19 protein-coding genes are annotated in these 20,238 nt (G+C 48.7%); 9 read left to right on the top strand and 10 right to left on the bottom strand.

Annotation, left to right across the window (positions count from 1 at the left end; all coding sequences use genetic code 11):
- Positions 1-6: 6 nt before the first annotated feature.
- Complete coding sequence (gene gshA, locus GA693_RS11660; RefSeq protein WP_160240839.1) at positions 7-1,584, bottom strand: glutamate--cysteine ligase; 1,578 nt, start codon at positions 1,582-1,584, stop codon at positions 7-9.
- Positions 1,585-1,902: 318 nt separating this feature from the next.
- On the opposite strand from gshA, the gene GA693_RS11665 reads away from it, so the two are divergent.
- The 5 genes from GA693_RS11665 to GA693_RS11685 all read left to right on the top strand — a co-directional run bounded on the left by GA693_RS11665 (position 1,903) and on the right by GA693_RS11685 (position 7,085).
- Positions 1,903-2,442, top strand: a complete 540-nt coding sequence (locus GA693_RS11665; protein WP_005180881.1) for a DUF924 family protein — start codon at positions 1,903-1,905, stop codon at positions 2,440-2,442.
- Between the two features lie 49 nt (positions 2,443-2,491).
- The gene (locus GA693_RS11670) at positions 2,492-3,046 is read left to right on the top strand and encodes a CC0125/CC1285 family lipoprotein (RefSeq protein ID WP_005180882.1); all 555 of its coding nucleotides are present in this window, start codon (positions 2,492-2,494) and stop codon (positions 3,044-3,046) included.
- Between the two features lie 10 nt (positions 3,047-3,056).
- Complete coding sequence (locus GA693_RS11675; protein ID WP_016658710.1) at positions 3,057-4,361, top strand: DUF445 domain-containing protein; 1,305 nt, start codon at positions 3,057-3,059, stop codon at positions 4,359-4,361.
- An 88-nt stretch (positions 4,362-4,449) separates the two neighbouring features.
- The gene (locus GA693_RS11680; protein ID WP_160240837.1) at positions 4,450-5,604 is read left to right on the top strand and encodes a methionine aminotransferase; all 1,155 of its coding nucleotides are present in this window, start codon (positions 4,450-4,452) and stop codon (positions 5,602-5,604) included.
- Positions 5,605-5,717: 113 nt separating this feature from the next.
- Complete coding sequence (locus GA693_RS11685; protein WP_005180888.1) at positions 5,718-7,085, top strand: MATE family efflux transporter; 1,368 nt, start codon at positions 5,718-5,720, stop codon at positions 7,083-7,085.
- A gap of 329 nt (positions 7,086-7,414) precedes the next feature.
- On the opposite strand, the gene GA693_RS11695 is transcribed toward GA693_RS11685, so the two are convergent.
- Positions 7,415-8,254: an SDR family NAD(P)-dependent oxidoreductase gene (locus GA693_RS11695; protein ID WP_016658706.1), complete on the bottom strand. Its 840-nt coding sequence runs from the start codon at positions 8,252-8,254 to the stop codon at positions 7,415-7,417.
- A 215-nt stretch (positions 8,255-8,469) separates the two neighbouring features.
- Here GA693_RS11695 and GA693_RS11700 point away from each other — a divergent pair, with 215 nt between their 5' ends.
- The 3 genes from GA693_RS11700 to phoR all read left to right on the top strand — a co-directional run bounded on the left by GA693_RS11700 (position 8,470) and on the right by phoR (position 11,470).
- Positions 8,470-9,171, top strand: a complete 702-nt coding sequence (locus GA693_RS11700; RefSeq protein WP_005180893.1) for a TetR/AcrR family transcriptional regulator — start codon at positions 8,470-8,472, stop codon at positions 9,169-9,171.
- Positions 9,172-9,394: 223 nt separating this feature from the next.
- Entirely contained in the window at positions 9,395-10,105 is a 711-nt protein-coding gene (phoB, locus tag GA693_RS11705; protein WP_005180894.1) for a phosphate regulon transcriptional regulator PhoB, read from the top strand.
- A 9-nt stretch (positions 10,106-10,114) separates the two neighbouring features.
- The gene (gene phoR, locus GA693_RS11710) at positions 10,115-11,470 is read left to right on the top strand and encodes a phosphate regulon sensor histidine kinase PhoR (RefSeq protein WP_016658705.1); all 1,356 of its coding nucleotides are present in this window, start codon (positions 10,115-10,117) and stop codon (positions 11,468-11,470) included.
- Positions 11,471-11,531: 61 nt separating this feature from the next.
- On the opposite strand, the gene asd is transcribed toward phoR, so the two are convergent.
- The 5 genes from asd to GA693_RS11735 form a co-directional block, all read right to left on the bottom strand.
- Positions 11,532-12,383, bottom strand: a complete 852-nt coding sequence (gene asd, locus GA693_RS11715; protein WP_160240836.1) for an archaetidylserine decarboxylase — start codon at positions 12,381-12,383, stop codon at positions 11,532-11,534.
- A complete protein-coding gene (locus tag GA693_RS11720; RefSeq protein WP_005180899.1) occupies positions 12,380-13,222 on the bottom strand; it encodes a sulfurtransferase in 843 nt (280 codons plus the stop codon). Before GA693_RS11720 ends, asd begins: the two co-directional genes overlap by 4 nt.
- A 169-nt stretch (positions 13,223-13,391) precedes the next feature.
- Positions 13,392-14,591, bottom strand: coding sequence for a nicotinate phosphoribosyltransferase (gene pncB, locus GA693_RS11725; protein ID WP_087662325.1), 1,200 nt, complete (start codon positions 14,589-14,591; stop codon positions 13,392-13,394).
- A gap of 98 nt (positions 14,592-14,689) precedes the next feature.
- Positions 14,690-15,184 (bottom strand): ankyrin repeat domain-containing protein, encoded by a 495-nt coding sequence (locus GA693_RS11730; protein ID WP_160240833.1) that lies wholly within the window; start codon positions 15,182-15,184, stop codon positions 14,690-14,692.
- Between the two features lie 173 nt (positions 15,185-15,357).
- Positions 15,358-16,878 carry a catalase gene (locus tag GA693_RS11735; protein ID WP_160240830.1) on the bottom strand — a complete coding sequence of 507 codons (1,521 nt, stop codon included), beginning with the start codon at positions 16,876-16,878 and terminating at the stop codon, positions 15,358-15,360.
- A gap of 226 nt (positions 16,879-17,104) precedes the next feature.
- On the opposite strand from GA693_RS11735, the gene dtd reads away from it, so the two are divergent.
- Positions 17,105-17,545: a D-aminoacyl-tRNA deacylase gene (gene dtd / locus GA693_RS11740; RefSeq protein ID WP_035363358.1), complete on the top strand. Its 441-nt coding sequence runs from the start codon at positions 17,105-17,107 to the stop codon at positions 17,543-17,545.
- Between the two features lie 69 nt (positions 17,546-17,614).
- On the opposite strand, the gene GA693_RS11745 is transcribed toward dtd, so the two are convergent.
- The 3 genes from GA693_RS11745 to serB all read right to left on the bottom strand — a co-directional run bounded on the left by GA693_RS11745 (position 17,615) and on the right by serB (position 20,212).
- A complete protein-coding gene (locus GA693_RS11745; RefSeq protein WP_016658700.1) occupies positions 17,615-18,100 on the bottom strand; it encodes a hypothetical protein in 486 nt (161 codons plus the stop codon).
- A 154-nt stretch (positions 18,101-18,254) separates the two neighbouring features.
- Positions 18,255-18,590 (bottom strand): ciprofloxacin tolerance protein AciT, encoded by a 336-nt coding sequence (gene aciT / locus GA693_RS11750; RefSeq protein WP_005180916.1) that lies wholly within the window; start codon positions 18,588-18,590, stop codon positions 18,255-18,257.
- A gap of 401 nt (positions 18,591-18,991) precedes the next feature.
- Positions 18,992-20,212 (bottom strand): phosphoserine phosphatase SerB, encoded by a 1,221-nt coding sequence (gene serB, locus GA693_RS11755; protein ID WP_005180917.1) that lies wholly within the window; start codon positions 20,210-20,212, stop codon positions 18,992-18,994.
- Between the last annotated feature and the right edge of the window lie 26 nt (positions 20,213-20,238).

Consider the following 20,238-nt stretch of genomic DNA (forward strand, 5'->3'; position numbering starts at 1 on the left):
CTATTTTTATCGGTACTGAGTCAGGAACTGCTCAAAACTCAAGGTCTGTTCCTGCTCAAGTTGCTGTTGTTGTTGCAATGATTGCTGGGCCATGTCTTCAAAATAGGCCAGCGTTTCCGGGCTTAATACATGCGCCTGATAGACGTCAGCATGTTGCTGCGCCATATGGCTGCCAAAATTCCAGGTGCCGCCCTGATGTAAGGTATCTTCAATCACCTGCGCGGATAGCGTCGCATCGACTTCATCAATCCGGCCGAGCATGGTCGCCAGACCCTGACTATATAGCGTTGTGGCATAGGCCTGATCCAGCAGTTCAGCCAAAGGCTGCATGGCCTGAACATGACTACGGCTCCAGTCTTCAATTGGATAGGACTGGCCATCTGCCAAAATGGTGGCATTTGGCGCACGGCCACGATTCACGACTTCGGCCTGATTGCGCTCAATAATGTCCTGTTCATCATCCAATAACGCCGGGCTGTCTTTCAGCAGACAGTACAGCGCCAGCGCTTCCAGGAAGCCGGCGGTGTGTTCATCAATCCCGATTGGACTATACGGATTGACATCGACTGCGCGTAATTCGACATAGCCGACCCCACGATTGGCCAGCGCCTGAGATGGGGTTTCACCCGCCTGCGGCACCTGTTTTGGACGCACCAGACTGTAGTATTCGTTTTCAATTTGCAGCACGTGATCATTGATCTGAATCGGCTCACCCTGTGCATCATTCAGACCCAAACGGCTAAATGGCTGATACGGGGTTTTGACGGCTTTTTGCAGACCCTCTAAATAACCACTCAGGTTGTTATAGTGAATCCCGAGCTGTTTTTGCGCCGAATTCTGATAGCCAAAACGGCCCATACGCAAGGCGGTAGCATACGGCAGGAACAGCGTGCCGCGTACCAGTGGCAGCAAATGATGTTCACGGCCGGTCATAAAACACTGACACACCGATGGACTGGCACCGACCACCAGCATCACCAGTGGAGTCAGGCGAATAAAATTACGGATTAAACCGAAATAGCGATGGCTGCGATAATCCTGCAGGCTCAGATTTTTGAGTGCCTCATCGCTTTCTTGTTGTTGCAGCGCTTCAAATAAGGCATCCGGGAAAGACAGATTATAATGCACCCCGGAAATGGTCTGCATCCGGCGTCCATAGCGCACCCCCAAACCATGACGGTATAAGGTCTTGAAACGGCCAATATTGGAGCTGCCATATTGCGCCAGCGGAATGCGTTCTTCGGCATCATCCAGCATACACGGCATTGACAGTGGCCAGAGTTTTTCTTCATGTTCCAGCTGACGGTGCACTACGGCATGAATATCGCTTAAATAATTCAGTGCACCCGGAATACTGTCCTGCGGCGGAGTAATAAACTCCATTAATGCTTCGGAATAATCGGTGGTGATATGCGGATGAGTCAGTGCCGAACCCAAGGCTTGAGGATGTGCTTGCTGCGACAAGAAGCCATCGCTTTGCATACGCAGACTTTCGCGTTCAATCCCGCGCAACATCCCTTGAAGCAACGCAGCGTCTACCCATGTTGGTAGAACATCTTGCGCATTTGGTTCGGGTTGACTCATTACACTCTCGCTTAATCCAATACACTACAAATACGACATAAACCACAGGCTGATTTTGGGTCGGTGGCAATTTTCTCTATCATGCAGATGATCTGAGATGAAATTGCTACCGTTCAAGTATAACTTGATTTGGCATCAGCACATGCGCTTGGGCTGTTTTTTCTAACAAAATGATGATTTTGGGGCATGCTGACATTTAATAAAGTGGTCAACGTCAATAAATTTTAATTTGGCAATTTTTTATCACAAAGTTGCACTATAAGACATGCTAAATTTGTGATTTTATAATCAAAAGAACAGAGGTAAATAATAAAGTGTATGAATTATCAGGATTTTTTAGATTTTTGGTTTTCTCCTGCTGCGGAACCGAACTGGTTTGTCAAAAGCGCAGAGTTTGATGCCGTGCTTGCAGAAAAATTTACCGATGTACTGCAACAAGCGGCACAAGGAGAACTATGGACATGGCGTGAAACACCCGCAGGTCGTTTGGCTGAAATCATTGTTTTAGATCAATTATCACGTAATTTATACCGTAATGACCCGCGTGCCTTTGCCCAAGATGGAATGGCCTTGGTGTTGGCACAAGAAATGATTCACTTAAAATTGGATCAGGACTTAAACCCAACCGAACGTCGTTTTCTATATATGCCGTTTATGCACAGTGAATCCAAACGTATTCACGAAGTCGCATTAACGTTGTTTGAAAGTTTGAATGACCCCACCGTGTTGGGCTATGAACTGAAACATAAAGTGATTATTGAGCGCTTTGGCCGTTATCCACATCGCAATCAAATATTGGGACGCCAATCAAGCGCAGAAGAATTGGAGTTCCTGACCCAACCGAACAGCAGTTTTTAATTAAAACGCGGTTCATTCTCCCCTTGCAGTATCTTCACAGGAGAACAGCATGAAACATCTAATTCTTGGTTTAGGCCTCGGGCTCAGTCTGCTGCTGGGCGGCTGTGCCACCACACCATCCAAGCCGCTGACCTTTGACCAGCTGGGTCAATATTCGGTGACGCCGCTGAACAGCCAGACCTATCGCATCAGTTTTCAGGCCCGTCCCAACATGAGCTTTGGCACCGCCGAAGAAATTACCCTGGTCAAAGCTGCGCAAACCACGCTGCAACAGGGCCATACCTTCTTTAAAGTGCTGGATGATCCAAGTAACCGCAGCCAGCAGCCACCGCGTCAGGCTGTGGTCTATCCGGCACCGAGCTTTTATCCTTATGGCTATTATCGTCGCCATCCGGCTTTCTGGCCTGACCCATTTTATGACTACCCGCAGGTCATTAATGTTGACCCGATTCAGGTTTCCTATACGATTCAATGTTATAAAGATCAAAAAAGCGCCCCAAGTGATGCCTTTGATGCTCGCCTGATCTTGCAGTCACTGGGTGGAAAATACGGGCTCAGTCCAGGCGGTCAGGTGTTACAGCCACCGGTAGCCACTTCAAACTAGGGAAACATGCATGCAGACAGCGCCAGCACCGACTTCTCCAAACCTGCAACGCAGCAAGCGTTTTGCCACCATGGCCCTGATCACGGCCGTGCTGGCCTGGATCTGTTTAATGGTGCTGGCCAAACTGCTGCCCGACTATATCTGGCTGATTCATATTCTGATGCTGTCAGCCGAAGCTGGCGTGGTCGGCGGACTGGCTGACTGGTATGCGATTACCGTGCTGTTTCGTAATCCCTTTGGCCGACTGCCCATTCCCAAGTTTCTGCGGGACCATACTGAAATTATTCCGCGCAACAAAGACCGTATTGCCGAATCGATGGGACGTTTTGTTCAGGAAAATTTCCTGTCACCGCAAATTGTACAGCGCAGCCTGCACAATACCGATGTATCGCTGGCTGTGGGTAAATGGCTGGCCAATCCACAGAACAACCAGCAGGTCAGCCAGCTGATTCAACAGACCGTACCGAAGATTTTTGAATTTGTCGGGCAGGAACAGATTGGCCGCTTTATCCAGAACAACAGCGTGCAATGGGTCAAAAATACTGACATTAATTATCTGGCCAGTGAAATGCTGCGCGCAGTGCTGGAAAATGATTTCCATCAGGATGTGCTGCAACGCGGGCTGGATCTGGCGCATGACTGGATGCTGCAACATCCGGAAGAAACCCGCGAGCTGACCCGCACCCTGTTTAAAGAACTGGGCGTGTGGCGTCTGGCCAGAGGTGCCAGCTGGATTGGTATTGATGTACAGCAGCGCACCATCGACTCTTTACTGGAACGGGTCGATTCAATGCTGGCCGATCCCGATCATCCGTGGCGACAAAAAGTGGAAGATATGGCACATCAGCTGATGCAACAGCTGGCCGATCAGGACAGTGCCGCCAGTCAGCGTTTAAACCAGACCAAAAATGCCCTGCTGGACAGTCCGCAAGTGCTGAATTTTATTAGTGGTGCGGTGGTGATTCTGTGTGATGCAATCCGGGCAGATCTGGAAAAACCCGATTCCGGTATTGCGGAAAACCTGCGCGTGGCCATTCAGCAGGTCGGTGAGAACATTATCAGTAACGGCGCCGTGCGCCAGTTGCTAAATGACAAAATGAGCGGCATCGCCGTCAATCTCTCTGACCAGTACAGTGAAAAAGTGATCCGTTTTATTAGCGAGCGGATTCATGAATGGGATTCACGCGAGATGATTGGCAAAATTGAAAACGAGGTCGGCGGCGACCTGCATATGATCCGGGTCAATGGCGTGGTGGTGGGGGCCTTTATTGGTCTGGCACTGGGGATTATCCGGGCGCTGGTCGAATTGATTTAATTCAGTTTTTTTCGCTCACCGCTTCAATTGCTGGCGGATGGCGGCTTATCATGCGATGTACATAATACAATAACGGTAGTCAATGGTCATGCTTGAACTTCAATCTAAACTTCCTGCGCTTGGTGTGACCATTTTTAGTGTCATGACCACCCTGGCCCAGCGCCTGAATGCCCTGAATGTGTCACAGGGTTTCCCCGATTTTCCGGCCCCACCGGCCCTGTTGGAGGCCCTGTGTCAGGCGACATTAGAGGGCCAGAACCAGTATCCACCCGGTGATGGACTGTTATTGCTCAGAGAACAGCTGGCTGTGCAAAAGCAGCAACAGACTGGCCGTTCGTTTGATCCTCACACCGAAATCAGTATTACCGCCGGCGCGACCATTGCCATTTTCTGTGCCATTCAGGCGGTGGTGCAGGCCGGGGATGAAGTGATTATTTTTGATCCCAGCTATGACAGTTATGCACCCACCGTGCAACTGGCCGGCGGGAAAGCTATCCATCTGGCCTTGCAACCGCCCCATTTTCAGGTCGACTGGAATCAGGTCAAAGATGCCATTCATGATCGTACCCGCATGATCATCGTCAATACCCCGCATAACCCGAGCGGTACGCTGTGGTCAGCCGCGGACTGGCAGACCCTGATTGAGCTGATTCAGGATCGCAATATTGTCGTACTGTCTGATGAGGTCTATGAACATCTGGTCTATGACGGCCAGCAGCATTATTCAGCGCTTGATTTTCCGGCCCTGCACGAGCGCAGTTTTGTGATTGGTTCTTTTGGTAAAACTTTTCATGTCACCGGCTGGAAAACCGGTTATTGCATGGCTTCACCGGCTTTGATGCAGTTGTTCCGGCAGGTTTATCAGTTTGCCAATTTCTGTGGTGTGACCCCGGTGCAAGTCGCACTGGCACAATTTATGCAACAGCATCCGGAACATATTGCTGAACTGGCCGCGTTCTATCAGGCCAAACGTGACCGCTTTCAGGCCGGTATCCAGCACTCCCGTTTTCAGTGGATTCCCGCGCAAGGCACCTATTTCCAGAATCTGGACTATCGCGCCATCCGCCCGGATTTAAATGATCTGCAGATGTGCCAGTATCTGGCCGAGCAGCACAAGATTGTGGCGATTCCGATTTCTGCTTTTTATCAGACCCCGCCGGATGATTTACGCCTGATTCGGGTCTGTTTTGCCAAAAAAGATGAAACGCTGGATCGGGCCGCAGAAATTTTCTCGGCCTGTTAACATGCGTCAATAAGATCAGCTAAGTTACGCAATTGCTAAGGCTTTTTGCTATAGGCGCATGCTAGGGTAAAGCCATTCATGCACACGATCATAAACCGGTTACAGGATTGCCCATGCCGCAGCATCAACCTTTGGTGAATCAACACAAGCTCTGGAAAACCTTCCTGATTTTCCTGCTGCCGCTGATTGCCACCAATATTCTGCAAAACCTGTCTGGCACCATCAACACCGTCTTTGTTGGCCAGATGATGGGTGTCGATGCCATTGCAGCGGTGGCGGTATTTTTCCCGATTCTGTTCTGTTTAATGGCTTTTGTGATCGGGCTTTCCGCAGGTTCAACCGTGCTGGTCGGGCAGGCCTGGGGCGCGCAGAATATTGAAAAAGTGCGCTGTGTGGTCGGTTCGACCCTGTTTATGACCCTGATTGGCGGTACCATCATTGCAATTTTAGGTGTGATTTTTGCCAAATCCATTCTGCTGGCCTTAGGTACCGATCCGCAGGTGATGCATCTGTCGTTGCCCTATGTGCAATGGATGCTGGCCGGCAGCCCGCTGCTGTTTGTCTATATTATTTACACCTCTATTTTACGCGGCGTGGGCGACAGTATTACCCCCCTAATTGCCTTAGGCATGACCAGCCTGATCGGGCTGTTTATTACCCCGGTGCTGATTGCCGGCTATTTTGGTTTTCCGCGTCTGGGGATTATTGCCCCGGCTATCGCCACCATTATTGGTTATCTGGCGGTGCTGATTTTTCTGGCGGTGTATCTGAACAAGAAAAACCATCCGCTACGACCGGATTGGCAATTGCTGAAAAATATTCGCCATCAACCGATCTTGAGCAAGATTATTTTACGTTTGGGTATTCCGACCGGCATTCAGATGGTCACCACGTCGGTGGCCGGTCTGGTAATTGTCGGGCTGGTCAACCGTTATGGCGCTGAAGCCACAGCGGCTTATGGTGCGGTGAATCAGGTGCTGAACTATATTCAGTTTCCGGCGCTGTCGATTGCCATTGCCGCCTCTATTTTTGGTGCGCAGGCGATTGGGGCTGGCAAGTCCGATTTACTGGCCAAAGTCACCCGTACTGCTTTGGGCATGAACCTGATGATTACCGGGATGCTAGTGGTGCTGGCCTATTTATTCTCGAAATATTTAATGGCGCTGTTTATTACCGACCCGCAGGTGGTCGAGCTGGGCCAGCAGCTGCTGTTTATTGTATTGTGGTCAATTTTGTTCTTTGGGGCCAGTGCCATTTTCGCTTCGATTATGCGCGCCAGCGGGACTGTCACGGTGCCAATGATTATTAATGTGCTGGCAATTTTGCTGATTGAAGTGCCGTGTGCTTATCTGTTCAGTCAGTGGTGGGGATTACAAGGCATCTGGTATGCCTATGCGCTGGCCTTTGTCAGTCTGTGTATTTTACAAGGCCTGTATTATCAGTTTGTCTGGAAGAAAAAGACCATTGAGGTGTTGATTTGAGGGCAGGAGATAGCGCCTGATTAATTTCCTGAATCACCGCTTGCGCTAATTGCGAAGATAATTGAATACCCTGAATCTCAGCGCCAATACGGCCATTAATCGGTTTGACCTGAATATGTTGATAGTCATAGCTCATATTAAATTTCCTTCATTTCTCTTTTGATGTTTTTAAAGGTTTCCACTCGGGATGAGCTGATGATGTCAAAACGGCTTATTCAAATCTGTCAAAAACTTGACAGTTTTATTCTGAATTTCAGATAAATAAAAAATGAAATATGCTGAACAGCCACAAAAAAGCCCGCTTAACGCAGGCTTCTTTAAAATACAGTTTATTTACGGCCTTTGCCCAGCTGGGTCGCCACCGCCATCACCCGCTGATAGCCACTTGGGACAATCCGCTGAATTAAATCAATGGCTTTGGCATCATTACCAATCAACAAACGGCGTTTATCTTTTAAAACCGCATCCAGAATATCGCGTGCCGCATGCTCTGCCGGATAACGCAATAATTTATTAAAAGAGCGTATCGACTTTTCTGAATTCATGCCCAGACTGCTCAGACTGTCATTCATTTTCGCGGCGTTGGCAATATTGGTCCGAATCCCGCCCGGATGCACACACAGCGCACTCACGCCACAGTTCTGGATATCCAGTTCCTGACGTAACGACTCGGTATAACCACGTACCGCAAACTTGGTCGCGTTATAGGCCGATTGGGTCGGCTGCGCAGTAATCCCGAACAGGCTGGAAATATTGACAATATGGCCATCACCAGTCTGTTTGATATACGGCAAAAATTCTTTGGTGCCATGCACCACGCCCCAGAAATTAATCCCGACAATCCACTCCAGGTCTTCATAAGAGGCACCTTCAACAGTCGATCCTAAGGCCACCCCGGCATTGTTAAAAATCATATTGACCGAGCCATGATCCTGTACGGTCTGTTCAGCCCAGTGCTTCATGGCCGCCCGATCTGCCACATCCACCTGCGCCGTGGTCACTCGCACGTTATAATCACTCAGCAAGGCTTTGGTTTTAGCCAAACCTTCTTCATTAACATCACTTAAAGACAGATGACAGCCCTGCTGGGCCAATAATACGGCCAGCTGCTGGCCAATGCCTGAACCTGCTCCGGTAATCGCCGCGACTTTATTTTTAAAATTTTTCATTCCGCTTCCTTTTTATGGATGGTCTGGCTGCGTCCCTCAGGCACGGCAGCGCACTTCAATTTCACCACTCAAATATAATTTTGACAATAATCATTGTCAACGCAAAAGCCTGCAGATTTCTGTCTGCTGCGTTCAAATCTGAGTGCCAAACTTCGCACTTAGCGCAAAATCTTGTTAATCTATAGCAATATAGGATGTGAACTGGCCTTTTTACTATGACCGAAGCACAACACCCCGCTCCCCCAAATGCGCAGAATACCCAAAATAAAGAGCGCCAATTTAAAGGATTATCGCTGAGCGAGCGCAAACAGCTACGCCGGGAAAAACTGATTGAAGCCGGCCTGCACGCCTATGGCACGCATGGTTTTTTTGCGGTCACGGTGAAAGATATTTGTACCGAGGCCAAACTCACCGAGCGCTATTTCTACGAATCCTTCAAAAAAAGTGAAGACTTGTTCCAGACCATTTTTTTACAGCTGATTGATGCACTGCAACACAATGTGATGCAGGCCATCATGCAGGCCTCGACCAATCCGCAAAAAATGATTGAAGCCGGTTTAACTGCCCTGCTGACTACGCTCAAAGACAACCCGCAGATGGCTCGGATTATTTATATTGATGCCATGCTGGTACAGGAACTGCACAACCAGGCCACCATTCAGGAAAGCATGGCGCGCTTTGACCGCATGATTCAGGCCTTTGTCATGCTAATGATGCCAAACCTGCAGCATTCAGAACGCGAACTGTCATTAATTGCCAGCGGCCTGAACGGTTATGTCACCCAAATTGCCATCCGCTGGGTCATGAGCGGCTTTAAGCAGTCAATGGATGAAGTGCTCAGCGCCTGTAGCGTGGTGTTCATTTCCCTGCTCGAACATTTTTCCGAAGCGGAGCCAGAAAGTAGCAAAAAAGCCTGAATCCCTGTCATCAAACTGCAAGAAAAATTAAATATTTGAATCTTTTATTTAAATTTTTTTAAATGAATTCCGGATTCAGCCCATTCTGTACAAAAAATTGTCACAAAACATTGCGAAAATAGCGCTGTCTGCCCTTTCTGCAATGATACTGTCATAATTAATCTTTGTAATAAGCCTGTCATAAATATAAACGGTTCACCGTTCACTTATAGGGTATTGCGTTGTGAAAGATGACTACATTTTAATTGTCGATGATGAACTTCCAATCCGAGAGATGATCCATACCTCATTGGATATGGCCGGCTTTCATTGCTTACAGGCCGAAGATGCCAAACAGGCGCATCAGATGATCGTCGATCAACGCCCGGCACTGATTTTGCTGGACTGGATGATGCCTGGCGGTGTCAGCGGTGTTGATTTGTGTCGTCGTTTAAAACGTGATGAAAACCTGGCGGAAATTCCGGTGATCATGCTGACTGCACGCGGTGAAGAAGACCACAAGGTTCAGGGTCTGGATGCCGGTGCCGACGACTACATGACCAAACCGTTTTCTACCCGCGAGCTGGTGTCACGCATCAAAGCCGTACTGCGCCGTGCCAATGCCCTGAATGGTGAAAAAACCATTGATGCCAACGGCCTGATTCTGGATCCGGTTAGCCAGCGCGTCAGCTTTGGCGACAACATTCTGGACATGGGTCCAACCGAATATCGTCTTTTGGCCTTCTTTATGACGCATCCGGAACGTGCCTATACCCGTGCACAACTACTTGACCAGGTCTGGGGTGGCAACGTATATATTGAGGATCGTACCATTGATGTGCATATTCGTCGTTTACGCAAGGTGCTGGAGCCATTTGGCGCAGACCGCTTTGTACAAACGGTTCGTGGCACTGGATACCGTTTCTCAACCCGTGCGGATGTCGCCTTAGGTTAATCGCTTTTTATGTATGAACCATACCCTGTCCCCGAACTGGCCCGTGACCACAAGAATGTCCGTTACAGCAGTTTGTGGACTTTTGCCAAACAAGATCTCCGTTTACTGATCTTTTTTTTAGTAATTGCAGGTTTTATTGGTCTCGGGATCGAACAGTTCTGGATCTGTATTTTTATTGGCTTTCTGGCGTTTTTCGCCACCCAAATGCGCTCCCTCTATCTGGTCAATGACTGGATTGCCAACCGTCCCTATGATGTTCCCCCCAATTTGCATGGCATTTGGGGGGCTTTATTATTTAATGTCTACCGCTCGCAGCGTCAGGAACGTATTGTCCAGGCCGAAATGGTCGGGCTGATTGACCGCGCTCAGTCGTCACTAGTGGCCCTGGCCGAAGCGGTAGTGCTGATTGATGATAACCATCAGATCGAATGGTGGAACCCGGCAGCAGAGCGCCTGCTCGGCATTCAGCCACTGGATCGTGGTCGCAATATTTTAACCATTTTGCGCCAACCGGCATTTATTGAATATTTTCATCATATTGATCAGGCACCAGATGGCTTGAAAATCAAATCGACCGTGCTGGATGAACACTATGTGCAGGTCAAAATGACCCGCTTTGGTGGCGAAAGCCGCCTGCTGGTGGCACATGACATGACCCGGATGCACAATCTGGAACAGATGCGCAAAGACTTTGTCGACAATATCTCGCACGAATTACGCACCCCGCTGACCGTACTGAGTGGCTATATTGAAACCTTTACCGACCAGGAAGACATGAATCCGCGCTGGAAACGTGCCTTTGAACAGATGCAGTCGCAAACCCGGCGTATGAATGCGCTGGTCAATGACCTGCTGCTGCTGTCGCGTCTGGAAAATGAAAAGACCATTGCTAAAAACCAGATTATTGACATGCCAAGTCTGATGAACCAGCTGTTTGATGATGCGCATGCCTACAATATTGATTATGGCCATACCCTGAATCTGGATATTGACAGTCATTGCGACCTGATTGGCTCCGATATGGAACTGGCCAGCGCCTTTAGCAATTTAATTACCAACGCCATCAAATATACCCCGAAAGGCGGCACCATTACCATTGGCTGGCATGATGATGGTGAGCATGGCTATTTTAGTGTGCAGGACACCGGCATCGGCATTGATCCGAAACACCTGCCGCGTCTAACCGAACGTTTTTATCGGGTAGATAGCGCACGTAGCCGTCAGACCGGCGGTACCGGTTTAGGGCTGGCCATCGTCAAGCATGTGCTAATGCAGCACAATGCCCATTTAGAAGTGGAGTCCAAAGAAAATAGCGGCTCGACCTTTAAGGCTGTCTTTCCCAAAGAACGGCTATATAGCCTTTAAACCGAATACCTATAAAAATGCCCGGATTAATCCGGGCATTTTTCATTTCAATACAAACAGCTTAGAGGCGATGACCTATGGCTTTGCCCATTTCCACCAGAGAATTGGCCTGATACTGCGCATCCCACTGCATTTTATCCTGTTCAAATAAAATCACTGCGGTAGAACCGAGATAGAAACGGCCTAATTCGGCGCCTTTTTCCAGGAACAGGTCATGCTGGTTCAGCTCCAAACGGCCCGATGGTTTGACCTTGCCGGTGGCAACCGTTTCAATACCGGCCACAATCATGGCACCCACCAGCACCACCGCCATCCGGCCCATCTCGGTATCAAACAGGCAGACCATGCGTTCATTACGGGCAAACAGTCCCGGAATATGTTCTGCCGTGGTCTGGTTCACTGAAAACAGCTCGCCCGGTACATACAGGGTTTCAGTTAAGGTACCGGCAAATGGCATATGCACCCGGTGATAATCCCGCGGTGATAAATACACAGTGGCAAACTGGCCATTTTTAAACGGCTCGGCCAGCTGTGGATCGGCAATCAGGTTTTCAACCGTAAAGTTCTGGCCTTTGGCCTGAAAAATTGCACCATCTTCAATTTTACCCAGCTGGGAAATCGCGCCATCAGCCGGAGAAACAATGCTGTTCGGATCGGCATCGACCACACGCACCCCATCTTTTAAGGCACGGGTAAAGAATTCATTAAAGGATTTGAATTTCAGGGCATTGCCTTGCTCGGCAATCGACATATCAATTCCGTACTGCATTTTAAATGCCTGAATTACTGCGTTTTTCACCATCGGGTGTTCACTGGCAGCAATTTTACCCACCACACGAGACAACTGGTGCTGGGGTACCACGCGCTGGGCCTGAATAAATAATTGTTTTTTTAAACGAGATGTGAGGCTCAAGACGGCAACTCTCCGGTAATGATAGGACTGTCGAGGCGATTGCCCCATTCACTCCACGCACCTGCATACGCCCGGATTGGCCAACCCAGTAAACGGCCCAGAATATAGGCCAGACCGGAACGATGATGAGACTGGCAGTACACCACCACCGGTTGGCTTAAATCAAAGCCAAGTTGTTCCAGACGTTGCTGCGTGCGTTCTAGCGGATGCAATTTTAAATGATTTTCGCGGTCAAGGGCAGTACTCCACTCGAAATGTCGGGCGCCCGGCATGTGACCGCCGCGTCGCGCCGCCAGTCGCTGTCCGCTATATTCTTCTGCAGTGCGGCAATCCCAGAGTTGCAGTTCAGCACTTTGTACCTGCTCTAATAACGCATCATATTGAATTTGATACTGATCATTCAGCTGTACCGGCACCAAATGCTCAACCGGCGCAAAGCTCGGCAGCTCCGACGAGGTCGGCAGACCGGCCGCCAGCCAGGCATGAATCCCGCCATTGAGCAGGCTAGTGTTTTCAAAACCTAAACAATGTAAATTCCACAGCAAACGCCCGGCCCAGGCTCCGCCTTCATCGTCATAGGCCACCACATGATGCTCAGGGGAAATATTTAAATAGCGGATCAGTTCTTCCAGGCCGTCCTGCTCCGGCAATAAACCCGAAGCATACTCTTCCTGACGCAGCAATAGTTTTGGCTTTACATGTAGCGCATGTGGAATATGCAGCTGTTCATAGACCGAGTTGCGGCTTAAATCGACAATACGTAATTTTTCACTGCCTAAATAGGGCACCAGGTCTTCGGCTTCAATCAACAGACCGAAATTGATCGTGGCATCATTCATCGTGGTTGTATGTTTTATCACTATCCTTGTCCCTGATGTTAGCACAAGTCATTTTTAGGGTTATCCTGAATTTCTGCATTCCTTGCGCAGAAAAATGGATAGAGGCCAACGCGCCAGCAGGGAGAGGACGAGGTCCAGCCTTTGCACTGGACCTGGCCTGTATTTTTGCTTATTCCTGAATATCAAACACCTGACGCAAATAAGCGAGGAAGGTGTCGTTGTCGGTCATGGTTTTGCCCGGACTGTCGGAAATTTTGGCCACCGACTGACGGTTACATTCCACCAGCTTTAACACAATATTCAGCGGAGTTTGTCCCATATCATTGGTTAGGTTGGTGCCAATCCCGAAACTGACCTGGAAGCGGTCTTTAAAGTAGTTGTGTAGCGCCCAGGCTTTTTCCAGGGTCAGGCCATCACTAAAGGTCAGCATCTTGGTTTTACTGTCAATTTTCAGCTTTTTATAATGGGCATAGGCTTTGTCGCCCCAGCTATACGGATCGCCACTGTCATGGCGCAGGCCATCAAACAGTTTGGCAAAATACAGGTCAAAATCACGCAGGAAGGCATCCATCCCGACCACATCGGTCAGGGCAATCCCCAAGTCACCCCGATATTCCTGTACCCAGGTTTCCAGTGCCGCTTTCTGGAAGTCGCGCAAACGCACATCCAGCGCCTGAAAGGCCTGTAAAAATTCATGCGCCATGGTGCCAATTGGAGTAATGCCAAGCTGTTTGGCCAGCAGCACATTGCTGGTGCCCCGGAATACACCCGGCGCGGCAGCATTAATCTGCTGCACCACATGCTTTTGCCAGGCAAAGCTGTAACGGCGGCGTGTACCAAAATCCGAAACCAGAAATGGCGGATCTTCCGGATTCTGCTCGGCGGCATATTGCTGCACCAAGGCCACTTTGGCCTGTAGACGGCGTTCACCTTCGGCCAGCACCTCGTCACTGCGAATACGGCTGAAATACAGCTCATTGACAATGGCCAGCACAAAAATCTCGAACATCATGGCCTGAACCATCGGGCCTTCTACCACAATATCCAGACGCCCTTCACTGTCGATGCCGGCACGAATAAAACGGCGCTTGAGCTGGAACAGTTCCAGATAATCGACAAAGTCGCTTTTGATAAAGCGTAAACTGCGCAAATACTGCAGTTCATCTTCGCTAAATTTCAGGCGGCACAAATGATCCAGCTGTGCATTTAAATCATCCAGAATATCCGCCAGTGGATAGACCGTATCTTCCAGATTACGGCAGCGGAAATGATAGACACTGTGGGTTTGCGGGAATTTATGTAAGACCACCTGTAGCATGGTAAATTTGTACAAGTCGGTATCAAGCAAAGAGTGGATGATTGGTGCCATAAGAGTTCGTTTTTGCTGTACTCCTTGCATTAAAGCATAATTTTTACAGCGATATTTAACCTTTTGTATCGACCATTGGGTAAGAACCTGGCGCTCGGCTAGTCCTCACTCAGCTTCTGAAATTGCTGCTGTTGACCAAATACCCGGGCAAATTCTTCGGCAGTCAGCTGGCCGGTCTGGGCCGTGTGAGCATCACAATCGACCTGACGTAACTGCCGGGCAATGCCCCACTCGGCTTTTACAATGGCTGCCATTAGCGCGGTATGACCTTTCTGATCACGTGCACAGCGGTCGGCACCATAGGTCAATAAGGTGCTGACAATCGGCTGATGACCATAATACGTCGCCATCATTAATGGCGTAAAACCGGCCGGATTACGGACATCGACCGGAAAACCGTGCTGTAAAAATTCCTGAATCACGTCATGCTGGCCACTGCGGGCAGCCGCAAAAAACAGATCAATCAGCTCTTGTGCGGCAGATGGTGCTACGGTTTGGCTTGTGGCCGAGGATGAATCTGCTTGTGCCCAGGCCGGTGCTGTGCCTACTCCCAGGCTGAACAGTCCGGCACAGAGCATGGTGAAAATACGCATCTTGCTGCTCCTGTCTGAATCGGCAAAAATAAAGAGGTGCCTGTAAAACTCCCCCAGGGTGCAGGAAAGGGATGCGAGTTTTACAGGACTTTCAAGAGGTGACGTCGAGCGCACCCGTCACCAGTACGGTCTAACGCTGTGCAGCTCCTTCTATAACAGCGCTAGAAAAAAGTTTAATCCTGCAACTTGGCCGCCTTGGCTTTGACTGTGGCCAGATTGCCTTTGACCGCCGCGGTGAGGCGGGTGCCGTAATCGGCATCGGCCTTGTAGAAATAAGACAGCATGATGTGCTTGGTTTCAGCATCTTTTACCGCGCCCAAATCTACCGCCAGGTTACGGATCAGGTCTTTTTTCTCTACAGTAGAATAAGAACGGTATAAATCACCGGCCTGTTTAAACGGCTGCTGTTTCTGAATGGCCTGTTGCAGCACTGTACCTGCAAGTGGCGTAGCCACCGCACGTGCCACTGCTGCGGCCGGTTTTGGCTGTTTCAGGCTTGGTTCATAATTCACCTCAGAATCCCGTTCTGAGATGTTCATAAAGCCTTCCTGATTATTGTTATTGACCTGCACCCGTGGACGATTGACCGGAATCTGCTGATGATTCACCCCTAAACGGTACAGCTGTGTATCTGAATAGGAGAAAATACGGCCTTGCAGCAAACGGTCTTCGGAGGGTTCAATTCCCGGAATCAGGTTGCCCGGTGCAAAGGCCGACTGTTCAGTTTCATTAAAGAAGTTTTTCGGCATCCGGTTTAAAGTTAATGTGCCGACTTTGGTTTCCGGAATTAACTCGTTTGGCCAGATTTTGGTGGCATCCAGCGGGTTAAAGTCAAAATTGTTCAGGTCTTTCGGATCAAGGACCTGAATATATAAATCCCATTTCGGATAGTTGCCAGCATAAATATTGTTATACAAATCATTGGTCAGGTGATTAAAGTCCTTGCCCTGCATGTCACGGGTCTGCTCCAGATTCATGCCCTTTACGCCCTGCTGGGTACGGAAGTTAAACTTCACATATTTATATTCGCCTTTGGCGTTATACAGCTTGAAGGCGTGTACCCCAAAACCATCTAAATGCCGGTAACTCAGCGGTGTTCCTAGGTTGGAATAGACATAAGTCAGCATATTTACCGACCACGGCTGGCTTTGTAAAAAGTCAAAAATCCGGTTCGGGTCCTGCACATTGGTCACCGGACTTGGCTTCATGGCATGAATGAAATCTGGAAACTTCATCGCATCACGAATAAAGAACACCGGCAGATTGTTGCCGACCAAATCCCAGTTGCCTTGCTCTGTATAAAATTTCAGACCAAAACCATGCGGGTCACGCAGGGTTTCCGGCGAACCTTTGGGATGAATGACCGTAGAAAAACGCAGGAACACCGGTGTTTTGGTACCGGCTTTAAACAGTGAGGCCACGGTTAAGTCAGATAAATCTTTGGTCGCCACAAATTCGCCATAAGCGCCCGTGCCACGGGCATGTACCACCCGCTCAGGAATACGCTCCCGCCCAAAACGCTGCAGTTTCTGCACCAGTTGTACATCTTGCAGTAACACGGCACCGTTTTCACCGGCAGTGATCGAGTTCTGGTTATCGCCTACGGCTGCGCCATTGTCTTTGGTGAGTACTGCTGCTTGTGTGCTCAATGTCATGGTTGCCAGCATCGCAACCCATAATGAATGTTTCACCATTCCATCACCTCTTGTTTATGCTTTCCCTTTCCTGCAGGCAAAAAATAGCAATCATGACAAAATTGTGAAAACGGAATATTTTTATAACCAGAATCGTTTTATTAGATAAAACATCAATCCCATATTTGTTTTAAGAGATTAAATCAACAAAAAGCCGACGTTCTCTGTTTTGGATCGCAATTTGCTACAATCTCTCCCCATCAACACAGTCAGACAGTTCATTCGTATGCGCGCATTATTACAACGGGTTCTTGAAGCCAAAGTGGTGGTAGAGGGAGAAGTCACCGGCCAGATCCAGCACGGTATTCTGGTTTTTTTAGGTTTGGGCAAAGACGATAATCTGGACAAAGGCAAAAAGCTGATTGATAAAATCCTGAAATATCGCTTTTTTGATGATGAACAGGGCAAGATGGGCTGGAATGTCAGCCAGGCCGGCGGCGGTATTTTACTGGTATCGCAGTTTACCCTGATGGCCCAGACCCAGAAAGGTTTACGCCCTGACTTTGGCCCGGCGATGCCCCCCGCGCAAGCCAAAGAACTGTATGATCAGCTGGTGGACTATGCCAAAAGCCAGTTTGCACAGGTAGAAACCGGTATTTTTGCCGCCGATATGAAAGTGCATCTGGTCAATGACGGGCCGGTGACCTTTCAGCTGGAAATTGAATAAGCCAATGCTTGGTGCATAAAAAAGGTCTTCCACTGGAAGACCTTTTTCTTGGGCGTTTCGACGCAGCAATCAGATTGATTTACCAGTTTTCTGCTTAATAAACTGACGCGCCATTTTAATTTTTTCTTTGACCGGTTTCGGCAGCTTTGGTGGTACCAGTTTCGCCACCTGGTTAAACCAGACCAGCAGACCAAAATCACCTTCCATTTTAATGGTGCCATTTTGCATGCCGGTCATAAAGGCAGTCGGATCGCCTTTCATCAGGGTTTTCACGCCCTGCTCGCTGTCGGCGAACTGCAAAATAAAATCGGCTTTTTCAGCATCACCCGACACGGTATCAATGTCGCCATTATTGACAATAATCTGGCGGGCAAAACCGGTATCGGTACCAATCTGGATGCGGAACTGACGCTCATGAACCAACTCAATAAATTTAGGGCTGGTACGGGCTAGCTGCTTCATACGCAAAGCCAAACCTGTCACGAGTAAATCAAGCGGATCCGTGCTGACATCAACCAGAGGAAGTTTCACGACAGGAATTGAGGAAAGTTTCATGACGTCCGAGCCTATTGTAATTGTTGGGTTAGATTGCTTTTCATCCTAACATAAACAGCTGATTTTTCAGCAAGGCTTTGTATAACAATCATTATCGAAAGTAAAAAAAAATGTACATGACTGTACATTTTTTGGACGTCTTATCTGTATAGACTTAACGGCTGGAATACTGCTGCTGGTCATCTTCATACACTGGGGTATGTTCGATATAACGTCTTTTGGCCAATGCACGCTCTGCACGACGGTCTTCGCGTAGCAAAAGCAATGTCACAACAATCATCGCCAGGGTTAATGCAGACAGATAGCTGTAGGTCACAGGCAGTTCAAAAACAGTTTGTACGCTAAAACGGACCGTTTCCAAAATACCCCAGAATGCCATACCGGCCAACATGAAGCTTAACCAACGACGATAAGGCGAAAAGAAAACAGCAATCAAAGCAGCCGCTACCAAGCTCAAGCCGACTATAGTTGCTAAATTCGCTGTTAACATAAAAACCTCCGTCCAAAAATGGATGTGGATCTTGTCGAGTCCCCATGCCATCTTCAATACTTGTAAATGAATGGCAAGGCCAATTTCAAATCTATGGAAGCATTATGAGTAGTTTTCTGGATAAAAAAAGACTTAAATTTTGACCAAGCGACACACATTGTCGCAATATTATATTGTCATTACACTTTTTTAATTTTAAAGATTTCTGAAGATAAGGCTACTCCTTCTTTCGCGTGTCATTACAAAAAAACAACCTGCAAAACTGCCCTGAAAAATATTTTTTTCGATGTTTTTAAAGCAGATTTCGATTCAGTCAAAAAATGAACATTTGCCCTTGTTCACTGATTTTGCATAAAAAAAGCGCAGCCCTTATGCTGCGCTTGATTCAACCTGTGATGTGCTTAAGCCCGGTTCAGGTCTTTATCATGGACACCTAATAGATACAAAACACCATCCAAGCCAACGCTGGAAATCGCCTGATTGGCATTTTCACGTACCAGCGGTTTGGCACGGAAAGCAACCCCCAGACCGGCAATGGATAGCATTGGCAGGTCATTGGCACCATCACCTACCGCAATGGCCTGCTCCAGAGAAATACCCATTTTCTCGGCCAGTTCACGCAGCAACAGGGCTTTACGCGCACCATCCACAATATGGCCTTTCACTTCACCGGTCACTACGCCATGCTCGACATCCAGAATATTGGCATGTACTTCATCAATCCCCAGCTTGTCCTGCAGATATTCGGCAAAGTACTGGAATCCGCCCGATAGAATCGCAGTGCGATAGCCCAGGGCTTTTAAGGTCGAAATCAGACGCTCGGCGCCTTCAGTCACGGTTAAACGCTCGGCGATTTTTGGCAGAACCGACGCATCCAGACCTTTTAGCAAGGCCACACGGGCACGGAAACTTTGCTGGAAATCCAGCTCGCCCTGCATGGCACGCTCGGTAATTTCAGCCACTTGTGCACCGACACCGGCTTCAATCGCCAGTTCGTCAATCACTTCCTGCTCAATTAAGGTTGAGTCCATGTCAAAGCAGACCAGACGACGGTTACGGCGATAAGCATTGTCTTCCTGTACCGCGACATCGACGCTTAGCGCGTTGGACAGGCTTAAACAGGCGGCACGCATGGCTGCGGCATCGAGCATCTGACCGCTTAAACCAAACTGCACACAGGCACGTTTTGGCCCCTGGCTGGAACCATCTGCTGCCGGACGGCCAGACAGACGGGTCACGGTCTCAATATTGAAACCCTGGCTGGATACAATTTGTGTTACTGCCTGCAGATGAGAGGCATTGAGTTCTGGCGCCAAAGCCGTCACGATGTAACGAGTACGGCCACCTTCATTGACCCATTGTTCATACTCTGTTGCAGAGATCGGTTTAAAGCGCACAGTTAAGCCAATATCATGTGCTAAAATCAGGATCTCTTTCATGGCTAATGCGGTAGCCGTCTGGTCATCTGATGAGACGACAATACCTAAAGTCAACTGGTTATGAATGACCGCCTGACCGACATCTAAGATTTGTAAGGAATGAGCGGACAGAACCTGCATTAATCGAGTAAACTGATTCGGTTGGTCAGGTCCTAAAAATGATATAAGAATGATTTCTCGCATGAATTGACTCGGGTCTGAGCTACAAC

It is taken from the genome of Acinetobacter indicus, assembly GCF_009914475.1.
Classification (GTDB): Bacteria; Pseudomonadota; Gammaproteobacteria; order Pseudomonadales; family Moraxellaceae; genus Acinetobacter; species Acinetobacter indicus.

What these genes read in the sequence shown, in the direction of transcription:
- GA693_RS11700 (WP_005180893.1), top strand. Translation starts at nt 8,470, where the DNA reads ATGACCGAAGCACAACACCCCGCTCCCCCAAATGCGCAGAATACCCAA.
- GA693_RS11720 (WP_005180899.1), bottom strand. Translation starts at nt 13,222, where the DNA reads ATGAATGATGCCACGATCAATTTCGGTCTGTTGATTGAAGCCGAAGAC.
- GA693_RS11670 (WP_005180882.1), top strand. Translation starts at nt 2,492, where the DNA reads ATGAAACATCTAATTCTTGGTTTAGGCCTCGGGCTCAGTCTGCTGCTG.
- GA693_RS11745 (WP_016658700.1), bottom strand. Translation starts at nt 18,100, where the DNA reads ATGAAACTTTCCTCAATTCCTGTCGTGAAACTTCCTCTGGTTGATGTC.
- aciT (WP_005180916.1), bottom strand. Translation starts at nt 18,590, where the DNA reads ATGTTAACAGCGAATTTAGCAACTATAGTCGGCTTGAGCTTGGTAGCG.
- GA693_RS11665 (WP_005180881.1), top strand. Translation starts at nt 1,903, where the DNA reads ATGAATTATCAGGATTTTTTAGATTTTTGGTTTTCTCCTGCTGCGGAA.
- GA693_RS11680 (WP_160240837.1), top strand. Translation starts at nt 4,450, where the DNA reads ATGCTTGAACTTCAATCTAAACTTCCTGCGCTTGGTGTGACCATTTTT.
- pncB (WP_087662325.1), bottom strand. Translation starts at nt 14,591, where the DNA reads ATGGCACCAATCATCCACTCTTTGCTTGATACCGACTTGTACAAATTT.
- GA693_RS11685 (WP_005180888.1), top strand. Translation starts at nt 5,718, where the DNA reads ATGCCGCAGCATCAACCTTTGGTGAATCAACACAAGCTCTGGAAAACC.
- serB (WP_005180917.1), bottom strand. Translation starts at nt 20,212, where the DNA reads ATGCGAGAAATCATTCTTATATCATTTTTAGGACCTGACCAACCGAAT.
- GA693_RS11735 (WP_160240830.1), bottom strand. Translation starts at nt 16,878, where the DNA reads ATGGTGAAACATTCATTATGGGTTGCGATGCTGGCAACCATGACATTG.
- phoR (WP_016658705.1), top strand. Translation starts at nt 10,115, where the DNA reads ATGTATGAACCATACCCTGTCCCCGAACTGGCCCGTGACCACAAGAAT.
- gshA (WP_160240839.1), bottom strand. Translation starts at nt 1,584, where the DNA reads ATGAGTCAACCCGAACCAAATGCGCAAGATGTTCTACCAACATGGGTA.
- dtd (WP_035363358.1), top strand. Translation starts at nt 17,105, where the DNA reads ATGCGCGCATTATTACAACGGGTTCTTGAAGCCAAAGTGGTGGTAGAG.
- GA693_RS11675 (WP_016658710.1), top strand. Translation starts at nt 3,057, where the DNA reads ATGCAGACAGCGCCAGCACCGACTTCTCCAAACCTGCAACGCAGCAAG.
- GA693_RS11695 (WP_016658706.1), bottom strand. Translation starts at nt 8,254, where the DNA reads ATGAAAAATTTTAAAAATAAAGTCGCGGCGATTACCGGAGCAGGTTCA.
- GA693_RS11730 (WP_160240833.1), bottom strand. Translation starts at nt 15,184, where the DNA reads ATGCGTATTTTCACCATGCTCTGTGCCGGACTGTTCAGCCTGGGAGTA.